The organism is Actinosynnema sp. CS-041913 (genome assembly GCF_050942485.1).
In the GTDB taxonomy this organism is placed as follows: Bacteria; Actinomycetota; Actinomycetes; order Mycobacteriales; family Pseudonocardiaceae; genus Actinosynnema.
On sequence record NZ_CP192037.1, the window covers coordinates 3132718 to 3145422 of the forward strand.

General features: G+C 72.5%; 8 protein-coding genes. 5 read left to right on the forward strand and 3 right to left on the reverse strand.

The window, feature by feature from the left end; all coding sequences use genetic code 11:
* Position 1 precedes the first annotated feature (1 nt).
* Positions 2 to 1780 (reverse strand): prolyl oligopeptidase family serine peptidase, encoded by a 1779-nt coding sequence (locus ACQPZF_RS15100; RefSeq protein WP_433272048.1) that lies wholly within the window; start codon positions 1778 to 1780, stop codon positions 2 to 4.
* Positions 1777 to 3123, reverse strand: a complete 1347-nt coding sequence (locus ACQPZF_RS15105; RefSeq protein ID WP_433272049.1) for a M20/M25/M40 family metallo-hydrolase — start codon at positions 3121 to 3123, stop codon at positions 1777 to 1779. Before ACQPZF_RS15105 ends, ACQPZF_RS15100 begins: the two co-directional genes overlap by 4 nt.
* Before the next feature lie 105 nt (positions 3124 to 3228).
* Here ACQPZF_RS15105 and ACQPZF_RS15110 point away from each other — a divergent pair, with 105 nt between their 5' ends.
* Together ACQPZF_RS15110 and ACQPZF_RS15115 are read left to right on the forward strand one after the other, a co-directional pair.
* Positions 3229 to 3759 (forward strand): ArsR/SmtB family transcription factor, encoded by a 531-nt coding sequence (locus ACQPZF_RS15110; protein WP_433272050.1) that lies wholly within the window; start codon positions 3229 to 3231, stop codon positions 3757 to 3759.
* Positions 3760 to 3865: 106 nt separating this feature from the next.
* Positions 3866 to 9493: an NACHT domain-containing protein gene (locus ACQPZF_RS15115; protein WP_433272051.1), complete on the forward strand. Its 5628-nt coding sequence runs from the start codon at positions 3866 to 3868 to the stop codon at positions 9491 to 9493.
* A gap of 4 nt (positions 9494 to 9497) precedes the next feature.
* Here the strand turns inward: ACQPZF_RS15115 and ACQPZF_RS15120 are convergent, their stop codons facing one another.
* Positions 9498 to 10046 carry a TetR/AcrR family transcriptional regulator gene (locus ACQPZF_RS15120; RefSeq protein WP_433272052.1) on the reverse strand — a complete coding sequence of 183 codons (549 nt, stop codon included), beginning with the start codon at positions 10044 to 10046 and terminating at the stop codon, positions 9498 to 9500.
* Between the two features lie 110 nt (positions 10047 to 10156).
* Between ACQPZF_RS15120 and ACQPZF_RS15125 the strand changes: the two genes are divergently transcribed.
* From ACQPZF_RS15125 to ACQPZF_RS15135, 3 genes are all read left to right on the forward strand, one after another.
* Positions 10157 to 11083, forward strand: a complete 927-nt coding sequence (locus tag ACQPZF_RS15125; protein ID WP_433272053.1) for an SDR family NAD(P)-dependent oxidoreductase — start codon at positions 10157 to 10159, stop codon at positions 11081 to 11083.
* 147 nt (positions 11084 to 11230) lie between these two features.
* Entirely contained in the window at positions 11231 to 12253 is a 1023-nt protein-coding gene (locus ACQPZF_RS15130; RefSeq protein WP_433272054.1) for a GDSL-type esterase/lipase family protein, read from the forward strand.
* A gap of 131 nt (positions 12254 to 12384) precedes the next feature.
* Entirely contained in the window at positions 12385 to 12543 is a 159-nt protein-coding gene (locus ACQPZF_RS15135) for a hypothetical protein (protein ID WP_433272055.1), read from the forward strand.
* Positions 12544 to 12705 lie beyond the last annotated feature (162 nt).

Consider the following 12705-nt stretch of genomic DNA (forward strand, 5'->3'; position numbering starts at 1 on the left):
GTCACAGGTGCGTGGTGAACCAGCCGACGATCAGGGCCACGGTGTCGGCCAGGCCCTCCCGGTCGATCTCGTGCCCGATGCCGGGGTGCAGTTCGAGCCGCGCCGGCTTGCCCAGCTCGCGCAGCCGCCGGTACATCTGTTCCGACTCCTCGGGGTTGACCCGGGTGTCGTTCTCGCCGTGCAGGAACAGCACGGGAGCCTGCACGCGGTGCGCGTTGCCCAGCGGGCTGCGCTCGACGAGCCGGGCCAGATCCTCGGGGTCGTCGGGGTCGCCGATCCACTCCTTGGTCCGCTTGCGCCACGTCGGCGGCACGTCCCGGATGTCGCTGAGCAGGTCGGACGTGCCGCACTCGCTGACCGCCGCCCGCCACAGGCCGGGCAGCCTGGTGGCACAGCACAACGCGGCGAAACCGCCGTACGACGCGCCGTGCACGCCGAGTCGCGTCCCGTCCGCCCAATCGACCTCGCCGAGCAGCGCGGCCGTGGCCGCGAGGTCTTCCAGATCGCCGCCGCCCCAATCGCCGTAGACCAGCCGCTGGTAGCGCAGGCCGTAGCCGGAGGAGCCCCGGAAGTTGGGCGCGATCACGCCGATCCCGTTGGCCAGCAACGATTGCACCAAGGGGTCGTACGCGGGGTGCGCCTGGCCCTCCGGTCCGCCGTGCACGGTCATGACGACCGGCACGGGCGCGGCGGCGCTCGCCGAACGCGGCCGGTAGAGCAGGCACGGCACGCGGAGGCCGTCGGAACTCGTCGCGTGCACGACGGTCGGCGCGACCAGGTCGGCCGGCAGGCCCGCGCCGAAGTCGGTCAGCCGCTCCGCCGTGCCCGCGTCGAGATCCGCCAGGTACAGCTCGGTCGCCGCGTCCCCGCGCGCGAGCTGCACGAGCAGCCGGCCGGCGCGGGTGAAGCGCAGGGCGTGGCCGTCGTAGCCGAACTCGCAGATCGCGAGACCGCGTGGCAGCCCGGTGACCTCGCGCGGCTCGCCGCCCACCTCGGACCAGAGCAGCGTGGTGTAGCCGTTCTCGTTGCGACCCCAGGCGATCCGGGCGCCGTCGGGGGACAGCGCCCCACCCTCCACATCGGACTCCGGAGTGTCGATCCAGGTGAGGTCGCCGTCCAGGGAGAGCGTCGCCAAGCCGAGGAAGTCACGGCCCTGGGTGGTGCACAGGTAGATCCCGGACGAGTCGGGCAGCCACGCGACCGGCTCGTACTTCGCCGGACCGGCGAACCGGGTCAGCCGCCGCACGGTGTCGCCGGCCAGGTCCACGACGAACAGCTCGTGGTCGCTGTTCTGGTGCAGCTTCAGGACGAGCAGCAGCCGGGAGTCGGGGGAGAAGCCCATCGGCAGGTAGCGGTCGTCGCCGCGCAGCACGATCCGCGACCCGTTCGCGTCCCGCACCAGCACGTCGAACACCTCGCGGTCACGGGCGTTGTTCGCGTACGCGAGCAGCGTGCCGTCCGCGTTGTAGGGCGTTCCGGTGCTGCCGTAAGGAACGCCGATCTCACAGCGCACCCCTTCCTCGGCGACCACCCATGCCACCTCGCCGGTCGCCGGGTCCAGCTCGCCGAGCCGGTGGTCCTCGCCGCCGTCCGGGTCGGTCAGCACCAGCAGCCGCCCGCCGTCCGGCCGCCACAGGCAGCGCCGCACCGACCCGGCGACCGGCACGTGGCGGCCGTCCACCCACGGCTGCGGCCGGCCGGTGAGGTCGCTCAGCCACCCGATCCGGCCGTCCGGACCGGGGTCCGCGCCGGACACCCACTCGAAGTCGGTCAGCGTCACCGTCCCACCTCCGCGATCGCCCGCTGCACCGTCGCCGCCGCGACGATGCCCCGGCGGAACCAGTCCAGCACGAGGTTCTCGTTGGGCGCGTGGTTACGCTCGTCCACGTTGGCGAACGGCACGCCGTAGCACGGCACGCCCAGCTCGTCGGTGAACGCCGCGATCGGCAGGCTGCCGCCCAGCGCGGGCAGCAGCAGCGGCTCCTCGCCGAGACCGGCCTCCGCGCCCCGCAGCACGGCGTCCGTCCAGCGCGTCTCGGGCAGCGTCCGGGACGGCGCCATCGCCCCGCCGGGCACGAACTCGACGTCCGGCGCGTGCCGGTCCAGGTGCGCGCGGATGGCGGCGAACACCTCGTCCACCCGCTGGCCGCCGACCAGCCGCATATCGCACTTCGCGACCGCCACGTTCGGCACGACGGTCCGGTGCTCGCCACCGTCTTCGCAGGTCAACGAGTTGATGCTGAACGTGGGCCCGGTCAGCCGCTGGTAGAACCCGAGCCCGCCCGGCGGCTCCATGCCGGACACGCCGATGCCCGCCAGCACCGCCGGCACGTCCACCGGCAGCTTGGCCAGCGCGTCCCGCTCGCCGGGGCTCAGCGGCACCACGTCGTCGGCGAACCCGTCGATCAGCACCCGCCCCTGCGGGTCGCGCATCGTGCCGAGCACGTGCACCAGCCGCCAGGCGGGGTTCGGCGCGATCCCGCCCCAGTTGCCCGAGTGCAGCACCTCGGACGCGCCCCTGACCCGCAGCTCGAACGTCACGATGCCGCGCACGCCGAGCACCACCGACGCCCGGCCGGACTCGTGCACCGGGCCGTCGCTCCACAGCACCAGGTCGGGCTTCGTCAGCCCCCGCACGGCTTTCACCAGGTTCGGACTGCCGATCTCCTCCTCGCCGTCCAGCAGCACGGTGACCCGGCACGGCAACCCGCCGGCGACCTCCCGGAGCGCCCGCAGCCCGAGCAACTGGGCCAGGTGCTGCCCCTTGTTGTCCCCGGTGCCGCGCCCGTAGATCCGGCCATCCCGGAAGTCCGGCTCGAACGGCGGTGTGACCCACTCGTCCAGCGGCCCGGCGGGCTGCACGTCGTAGTGGCCGTAGATCAGCACGTGCGGCGCGCCGGGCGGTCCGGGCGCGGTGCCGACCAGCGCCGGCCACCCGCCCGTCTCGACGACCTCGGGCGTCAGACCACTGCGCCGCAACAACTCCACCCCGTGCGCGGCGGCCTCGGCCATACCGTCACCGGTGCGGCTCACACTCGGCTGCGAGATCCACGCCGCGAGTTCGGCCAGCAACTCCGGCTCCCGCTCCCGCACCCAGCCGCCGACCTGTTCCGCCAACCCCATCGTCGCTCCCCGGGACACTCGGAGTGATTTCATATAGTGCAATCGATAGCAGTGAACCAAATCACCACCGTGCCCGGCAAGGCCCGGTCGGCTAGCCTCATCGACGTGTCCGCAGATCACACCGCGCGAACCGCCTCGGTGGAGGAGCTCAAGGCGCTGGCGCACCCGCTGCGCTGGCGCATCCTCCGCCTCTGCCTGGACCGCGCGTGGACCAACCAGGAACTGGCCGAGCGCCTGGAAGTGGCCCCGGCCACCGTCCTACGCCACATCCGGGCGTTGGTCAAAACCGATTTCCTCGCCCCCGAACCGGTGCGCACCGGCGCGAAGGGCGCCCTGGAACGCCCCTACCGGGCCACCGGCCGCACCTGGCGGCTGGGCCTGATCGACGTGGCCGGCGTCGGCCTGGTCCACCAGGTCGACCTGGCCATGCTCGCGGCACACCGGGCCGAGATCCTCGAAGCCGGCCCCGACTCCGGCCGTGACGTGTCCCGCGGCGTCCTGCGCCTGAACCCGGAGTCCCAGGCCGAGTTCAAGACCAGGCTGGCCGACCTGATCACCGAGTTCGTGCGCCGCGAAGACCCGGACGGCGAACCCCTGAGCTACCTCTGGTCCCTGGCCGCCCGCCCGGCCCGGTAGCTGCGCGGAATGCGGGTTCCGTTGCGATGCGGGCGTTCCGCGTGCGCGCCCGATCCGGCCGGGGTGGGAAGATCCCGTCGGCAGGCCGAGCAGGGGAGGGCAACGCGTGGGTGGCGTCGACGGTGACCTGGAAGACCCGACCGCGAGGTACGCGCGGACCCTGCGGCCACTGGTCGAGAGCTGGCCGGGCAGCCGGGAGGACTTCGCCAGGGCGGTCCTGATCCCCGAGTCCCACCTGTGGCTGATCCTCACCGGCAAGAGCCTGCCGACCCCGGACCAGGCGGCGGCGCTGGCCAGGCAGTTCCCGGACGCGCGCGAGCTGACCGCCCGCTACGCCGAGGCGAAGGGCCCGGACCGCGACGAGCTGCCACCCGTGCTGCTGGACCTGCTGGACACCATCACCCACGTGTGCCGGGACCTGCCGTACGTGCTGCCGTCCCGCCGGCACCTCTCGCTGTCGACGCTGTACGTGAAGCAGAGCGTGAATTCGGTCCCGGAGATCCGGTGGGCCAAGGAGGAGCTGCCGGAGGACCTGGGCTGGGTGGAGAGCACCCGGCTGGCCTCGACCCTGGCGCAGCCGTTCAACGATGTGTTCGAGCAGCACGACCACCTCGTCATCGAAGGCGCGGCGGGCCTGGGCAAGACGACCCTGGCCCGCCAACTCGTCAGCGACCGCGCCGGGGAAGTCCGCACCCCGACCAACGCCGAGACGTTGATCCCCCTGCTCGTGTCGGCCCGGGTACTGGCCAAGCACGTGGGCAAACCCTGGGGCGACGCCCTCCTCGCCGCGCTGAGCGAGGAGTACCAGGGCTTCTCCGACCACGAGCCGCCGGCGTCGTTGTTCAGCCGGAACCCCGAGGGCTACCGCTGGCTGGTCGTCGTGGACGCGCTGGACGAGGTCCCCGACAGCACCTCCCGGGACCAGTTGATCACCGCGATCGCCCGCCGCATGGCCAAACCCGGCGACCCGGCGAGGTTCCTCATCACCACCAGGCCGTTGGAGGTGGAGACCAACCGCCTCACCGGCGCGGGCTTCTACCAACTCCAGCCGTTCGACGAAGAAGCCCTCAAACGCTTCGCCCACAAGTGGTTCGACCCCGACGAGACCCCGGCGGGAGCCGTCGCGGCCGACCACTTCCTCACCCAGGTCCGCACCGCGGGCCTCACCGACATCCTGGAAGTCCCGCTGTTGGCCGCCATCGCGGCGAACGTCCACCAGTCCGCGCCGGAGAGCCCGCTGCCGGCCAGCCGCTACGGGCTCTACGTCAAGTACATCGAAAGCCTCGCCGCCGCCCGCGCGGACCCGAACTCGCCCGCACTGTCCACAGTGGCCGGTGACGCGGACCTGGCGGCACGGCTCGGCGACGAGCGCACACCACTGCTGGAACACCTGGCCCTGTCGTACATGGCGACCGAGACACCGCTGCTCGACGTGGCGCGCGAGTACCTCGCGACCCGGGGCCTGATCCCGGCCCGCCGACCACCGAAGTGGGACGACAGCCTCGCCGAGTGGCTGTGCCAGGACGGCCTGCTGACCCGCAGCGTCCTCCGGTTGCGCTTCCTGCACCAGACCTTCGCCGAACACCTGGCGGCCTCGGCCACCGCGAAGCGGCTCCCCGCCAGGTTCGACGCCACCGAACCGGTGTGGGACGACCTCATCCGCGGCATGTCGTTGGGCAACGACAACGACACCAGGGTCGTCCTGCACTACCTGCACCTCGGCGAGGACGGCGACGCCGTGCTGGAGGCGCTCCAAAACGGCACTGTCGCGCAGCGGGAACGCGCCGGTGACCTGATCACCCAAGGCGCGCCGGGCAAGGACGCCCGCGTGCGGGAGTACCTGTCCTACCTCGGCAACGCGGCCGTAGGCGCCGCCGCCTCCGGTGACGACGACTTCGCGACACGGCTGCGCGGACTCGGCGGCATCATCGGCAACCCGGTCGTCCGCGCATGGCTGCTGGCGCTCCTCCGCGACGAGCACGTCCTGGACCGGCTGAGGATCACTGCGGCGGACCTGCTGCGCGAGCACGCTCCCGAAGCGCGTGACGAGGTCGTTTCCGTTCTCGCGGCCTTCACCCACGAGTCGTGGCCCACCAGCCTGCGACAGGAAGCCGCCGAAGTGCTCGCGAGGTTCGGTCACGATGCCCGTGACATCGCCATCCAGGCGTTGCGGCGGATGGCCGGCGACGGTGCGAGCCGGGGGGAGGACCGGATCGGGGCCGCGACGCTGCTGGCCAAGCTCGGCGCGGGGGAACGCGACGTGGCCGCGGAAGTGCTCGCGGCGGTGGCGGTCGACCCGACGACGATGGCGTACGAGTGCTGCCGTGCGGCCGAGGAATTGGCGAAGCTGGGCGACGCGCACCGCGACCGCGCTGCCGCGCTGTTGCACGACATGGCGGTCAAACCGTCCTGGGGCATCTTCCAGCGACGGGAAGCGGCGACCGCTCTGGCCGAGCTGAGCCGCGCCCACCGGGACTCCGCCACCGCCGTCCTCACGAGCCTGCTCGACCGGCCGGACCTCGGCACGGACGACCGCATCCGGCTGGTCAGCGCCATCTCCGCGACCGGTCCGGAACAACCCGACTGGGCCGCGCGGGAGCTGACCCGGTTGGCCAACGACCCGTCCCTGGCGTGCGCGGAACGCATCTCCGCGGCGAGTGCCCTCGGCGCGCTCAAACCCGTGCACCGGGCCGCCGCGGCGGAGATCCTGGCGGACATCGAGCAGGACCCGCGGCTGGACCACGCCGAGCGGCACGAAGCCGCGAGAGCCATCGCCGGCCTGGGCCGGACGCACCGGCCCAAAGCGATCGAGCTGCTGAGCGCCGCCGCCGGCGACGTCACCGTCCGGCCCGTGCGGCGCTGCGACGCCATCGACGAACTGGTGGCGCTGGGCGCCGACGCCTATCGGGTGAGCGTGACCGCGCTCAGGTCGGTGATCGGCGATCCGACCACTTCCTGGCAGGTGTGGCTGAGAGCCGGCCGAACGCTGGCGAACATGGGCGTCGAGCACCACGGTGAGGTCCTCCGGCTCTGCGACTCGCACATCGGCGATCCGACGGCGGCGCCGACCGCGCAGGCGTACGCGGCGATGCTGGCCGCGAGCGTCGATCCGACCAGGCAGGCGCTGGCGATGGCCCTGCTGGCGCGGTTGGGCCGATCCCCCGCCGTGCCGGCCGGGGTCCGGTCGACGATCGCGCAGGCGATCGCCGAGACCGGCGACCGCGAACGGGCCGCGGCCGTGCTCGCCGACCTGTGCGCCGATCCGACCGTGCCGGTGGAACTGCGGACGGACGCCGCCATCGAGCTGTTCGACCTCGGCACGCGCCGTCGGGAAGTCGGCACGGCGACCCTGCACCACATCGCGACGGACCCGACCTCGAACACCGGCGACCGCTGGACGGCGATCGACGCGCTCGGGGACCGCGGCGGAGAGACGAGGCCACTGGCCGCTCGGGAAACCGTGCGGTTGTTGGCACTACCGCACGGGGACGACTTCTTCCGCGTGTACTACCTGGACCTGTCGGTGCTCTCGGACGCCGCGCGGCAGGACGTGGTGGAGGCGCTCTTCTGGCACCTCGAACACGTCGGCTCCGGGTACTACTGGCCGTCCGTGTTGCTCCGGGCCGTTTCCAGGGTGGGCGAAGACGCGCGCTCGCGAGCGATCCGCGCACTTCGGGTCACCTCGGCCGACAGCACGCTCCCCATCGCACAGCGGCTCAGCGCGCAGACGGCCCTGATCGAGGCCCGCCCCGAGGAGTGCGCCACCGAGCTGAGCGCGCTGCGCGCGATGGCCGCCGATCCAGCCACCCACCCGGTGGACCGGCTGAGGGCCTTCGAAGTGCTGGTGGAGACGGGTGAAGAGCGCGCCGCCGCGGCGTTCCGGCTGCCGGCACGAGAGGCCGCCGGCGTGCGGGAGCGGTTGGCCGCGACCACTCTCGGCCTTGCGGCGGGCGGCGACCACCGCGCCCGCGCCCGTGCGGAGTTGGTGGCGATCGCGGACGATCCGGCCGTGCACCCGGAATACCGGTTGGCGGCTCTCGCGAGGCTGGCCGACGTGGGTGGCCACCACGCCGGCCTGGTCGAGTCGTCGCGGGCACTGGCCCGCGTCGCGGCGCCGTGGCGGGTTCGGCTCAGGGCGTTCGACCACGTCATGTCACTCGCGCGGGACAACGCGCCGGAAGCGGTCGAACTGGTGCGCGTCACGGCGCTGGACCCGGCGACGCCACCGGCGGTGCGCATGGCGCTCGGCGACCTGCTGGCGGGTTGGCAGCGGGTGGGGCTGCCGCCGCTGCTGGACCTGCTCCGGCTGATCACCGGGGACGACCGCGCCGACCCCGCCTTCCGCATCGAAGCCGCCGAAGAGCTGGCGAGACTCGGCTTCGAAGCCCGCGGCCACGCCGTGACGGCCTTGCGGGAACTCGCCGGCGACGGCCGGGTGGACGGCTGGAATCGCTATTGGGCGGCCATGGCCCTGCTGGACGCCGGAGAACGCTCGGCCGGCCTGGCGGCACTCGGCAGAGTAGCGGCGGACGAGCCACCCGAGGCGGTCCCGTCGATGCCGGCGCGGGTCGGGCTGGTCCACGCGAACGAGGAGCAGGTGTGGGAAGCGTCCGCCGACCTTGCTCAGGTGGCGGCCGATCCGGCACTTCCCGGAACGGTGCGGCTGGAGGCGGTCGAAGCGCTGCTCCAGATCACGCCTCACGATCGGCGCACCACGACGGGCCTGCTGCGCGGTATGGCGGACGATCCCGTGCTGTCCGGGTGGGAGCGACGGCTCGCGGCACTGCGGCTGGCGGGCTTCGACTTCGCCGGACGCACGGACGCGGTCGTCGCCCTGGAGGCGTTCGCGCAGGACGAGGCGGGGACATCGTGGGAGCGGACCGACGCGGCGGCGTGGGTAGCCGAACTGGACCCGGAGCAGGCGGAGCCCATGCTCGACCTGGTCACGCGGCTCGCGGAGGACGAAGACGCCGCTCCGGCCGAACGCACCCATGCGGCGACCGTGCTGCTGAACGCTTCCCGGTTCCGGTTCGACGCGGCCAACGCGGTGCTCACCGAGTTGATGGCGGACCCCGGGATCGCCGTGGAGGAACGGCTCACCGCTGCCCAGGCGCTGGCCTGGCTCGGGCTCCGACACGGCGACGCGTCGGCCGGACTCCGCGCGATGACCGGCGGACACCGGCCGGCGCGGGAACGGGTCGGCGCGTGGTGGCTGCTCGCCAGCCTCGATCACGGTCACCGCAACGCCGCCGACGCGGCGTTCGAAGCGGTCGCCCGCGACACCACAGCGGAGGTCGGGGCGCGGTGGCGGGCGTGCGAATTCCTGCTCGCGAAGCCTGCGGAGGCGCATGACCACGCGGTCGACGTGTTGCGCGGCATCGGCTCGGACCCGTCCGTGGGGCAGGACGAGCGCGCCATCGCCGACGGCCTGCTGGCCCGGTACTTCCACGCGGACCGGGCACGCGCGGGGCAGGCGCTGGTGGACCGCGCGGCGGCGGGCGGCGAGCAGCGAATCGTGATCGCCCAAGTGCTCGACGGTCTGGACCCACGACATCGGGCCGCCGCGCGGCGGGTGCTGCTCGACGTCGTCACCGGCGTCGGTGATCCCGTGACACGTCTCCGCGCCGCGCGAGCCCTCACCGAGGTCGCCGGCAGGATCAACCGGGTGTCGGACCTGCGTCCTCCGCGCCGGATCGCCGAGGCGGCGAACACGGTCGACTGGATGGATCTGTGACGGCTCAGGCGCGGTAGCGCAGGCCGTCCATCAGGAGGTCCAGCATGCCGCCGGCGAGGCCGACTTTCCCCGCTGCCAGGGCGATCCCGCTCAACGTCCCGAGCACGTCCATCGGGTCGAGGTCGGCGCGGAGGGTGCCCTTCCCGGCGTCGAGCAGGGTCGTCATGGCCTCGATCAACAGATCGCGGCTCTGCGCGTAAGGGTTGCCGCCGGACGCGATGACGGCCTTCAGCGCGTCCGCCATGCCCTGTTTGGTGGCCATGTAGTCGACGAACCGGTCCATCCACGCCCTGGTCGCCTGGTCGGGGGGCAGCGAGCCCAACAGCTCCGGCACCGCGTCGCACAGCCGCGCCAGCTCGGTCCGGTACACGGCCTCGACCAACGCCTCGCGGGTCGGGAAGTGCCGGTACAGCGTGCCGATGCCGACGCCCGCCTCCTTGGCGATGGCCTCCAGCGTGACGTCGCCGTCGGTGAAGAACGCCTTGAGCGCCACCGCGATCAGCTTGTCGCGGTTGCGCTGGGCGTCGGCGCGCAAAGGGCGCGGGGCGGTCACGGCTGCTCCTCGGTGTGACGTAGGTCTCAGTGCTAAACGGAGGCTCCTCCGGTTACCTGGAGGCACTAGCGGAGGAACCTCCGCTTCAGTGTACGAGACAGGGGAGACCCATGGACGAGCACATCGACACGCCCTTCACCGCCGAGTCGACCGCCGCCGAAGTGGTGGCCGGCGTCGACCTCACCGGTCGCCGTGCGGTGGTCACCGGGGCCGCGTCGGGCATCGGCGTCGAGACCGCTCGGGCGTTGGCCGGGGCGGGCGCCGCAGTCACGTTGGCGGTGCGGGACGTCGACGCCGGCCGGTCGGCTGCCGCCGACATCACTGCCACCACCGGCAACAAGCAGGTGCACGTCGCACCGCTCGACCTGGCCGACCGGGCGTCCGTGGCGGCGTTCACGTCCGCCTGGGACGGGCCGCTGCACATCCTGGTCAACAACGCCGGTGTCATGGCCCCACCCGAGACGCGCACGCCGGAAGGCTGGGAACTCCAGTTCGCCACCAACCACCTCGGTCACTTCGCGCTCGCCAACGGGCTGCACCGGGCGCTCGCGGCTGAGGGCGCGCGGGTCGTCGCGGTCAGTTCCGCCTCCCACCTGATGGCCCCGGTGGTGTTCGAGGACATCCACTTCCGCGAGCGCGCCTACGACCGGTGGCTCGCGTACGGCCAGTCCAAGTCCGCGAACATCCTGTTCGCCGTGGAGGCTGCCGCGCGCTGGGCCGCCGATGGGATCACGGTCAACGCGTTGATGCCCGGCGTCATCATGACCAACCTCCAACGGCACGTTCCCCCGCGGGAGCTGGAAGAGCTGCTCGTCCAGGTCGGCACGACGATCCACTGGAAGACGGTCGAGCAGGGTGCGGCGACGTCGGTCCTGCTCGCCGCCTCTCCGCTGCTGGAGGGCGTCAGCGGCAGGTACTTCGAGGACTGCGGGGAGGCCGTGCCGTACCGGGAGGGCCTTCTGCACGGTGTCGCGGCCCATGCGCTCGACCCCGAGGCGGCGGCGCGGTTGTGGAAGGTCTCGGAGGAGGCGCGGTAGCAGCGCCGGAGCACGTCCGGCCGAGGGCTGCCGGCCGCCCCCGGCTGACGCACGGATAGCCGAATCGGCGCATTGTCGGCGTGTGTCGACAGCTCTACCGTGGGCTGGCGTCCATCGGCGGACGCCACGGCGGCTGGAGGTCTCGCGGTGACGTGGAGTCGGGTCGTGGGCGCGGTGGCGCTCGTCGGTGCGTCGCTCGTGGTGCTGCCGGTGTCCGCCGGCGCGGTGGACACCCGCGAGACGGCGGTGGTGTCGTTGGGCGACAGCGCCATGTCCGGTGAGGGCGCGGGCTCCTACGAGCCGGGCACCGAAGGCGAGAACGGCAACTGGTGCCACCGCTCCACCCGGTCGATGGTGCACCGGACGCAGCTCGCCCACCGGACGTTCAACCTGGCGTGCTCCGGCGCGGACTCCGCGAACGTGTCGCTGGCCGACACCGTCCACTACACCGAGGGCTCGCAGGCGCGGCGGCTGATCGACCTCGCCCGGCAGTACCGCGTGACCACCGTGCTCGTCCAGGTCGGCGCGAACGACGATCCGCAGTTCGCCGACACCATGGTCGACTGCGTGGCGGCGTGGGTGAACCCGTTCGGGCCGAGCTGCCGGTCGAAGCTGACGGCCGAGTGGCCGGCGCGCCTCGCCGCGATGGCGCCCAAGGTGGAGCAGGCGGTGCGGGACGCCCGGTCGGCGATGTCGCAGGCCGGCTACGTGCCCGCGGCGTACTCGCTGGTGCTCACCTCGTACGCGTCCCCGGTGACGGAGAAGATGGACAAGCTCCTGCACGGTCCCCAGGGATGCCCGTTGCGGCTGGCGGACGCGGGCTACGGCCGGACGGTCGCCGTGCCGCAACTGTCCGAGGCCCTGCGCGGCGTCGCGACCCGGACCGGCGCGAGATTCCTGGACCTCTCCCGTGCCACGGAGAGCCGCGAGGCGTGCAGCAAGGGCGGCAGCTCGACCGACGAGTGGCAGCGCAGGCTGACCGTCGACCCGTACGCGTTGGTCAACGGCGGGCTGGACGCCATCGGTCTCCACCTGGCCCAGCAGTCCTTCCACCCCAACGCCGCCGCGCACGCCCAACTGGGCCGTTGCGTGACCCAGTTCGTCAGCGGCGGCGCGGCCTCGGCCCGGTGCCTGGAAGGGGCCGACGGCAACCTCCACGCGGTCGCCTAGGTCCCGGCGGTCGTCCTCCCCATGCCCCTCCGGTCACCCGCACGGCCTGTACGGGCAGTGGTCGACAAGTCCAACCCTAAGGAACGCTCAAATCCTTAGACGGCTGTGACCTGCGTCCCTAGCCTTGCCACATGAGGCTGCTGCTATGGACCGCCCTGGTCTGCGCATGCGCGGTCCACGGCGGTGAAACGCTGGTCCTGTTGTCGGGCGCGCTGCTGCTCGGGTGCGCAGCCGACTACCCCTTCGTGCGGAGGCGCCGGATGCGGATCCAATCCCGACCGATGATCTGATCGCCGGTCCTTGGTCGCGTCGGGCCGCTCACCCGCCTGGAGCGCCAACCGATCACAAGTGATCAATCCTGACGAAAGTCAGAGTTCTCCGCGCGTGCGTTGACCCTGACGTGGCAAAACCGCTCTACTCCCGCCGGGTGCCGTCTACTCGAAGGTGGTCGC

Excerpts from the sequence above, each read along its gene's own strand:
- ACQPZF_RS15125 (WP_433272053.1), top strand. The coding sequence starts at position 10,157 with ATGGACGAGCACATCGACACGCCCTTCACCGCCGAGTCGACCGCCGCC.
- ACQPZF_RS15135 (WP_433272055.1), top strand. The coding sequence starts at position 12,385 with ATGAGGCTGCTGCTATGGACCGCCCTGGTCTGCGCATGCGCGGTCCAC.
- ACQPZF_RS15105 (WP_433272049.1), bottom strand. The coding sequence starts at position 3,123 with ATGGGGTTGGCGGAACAGGTCGGCGGCTGGGTGCGGGAGCGGGAGCCG.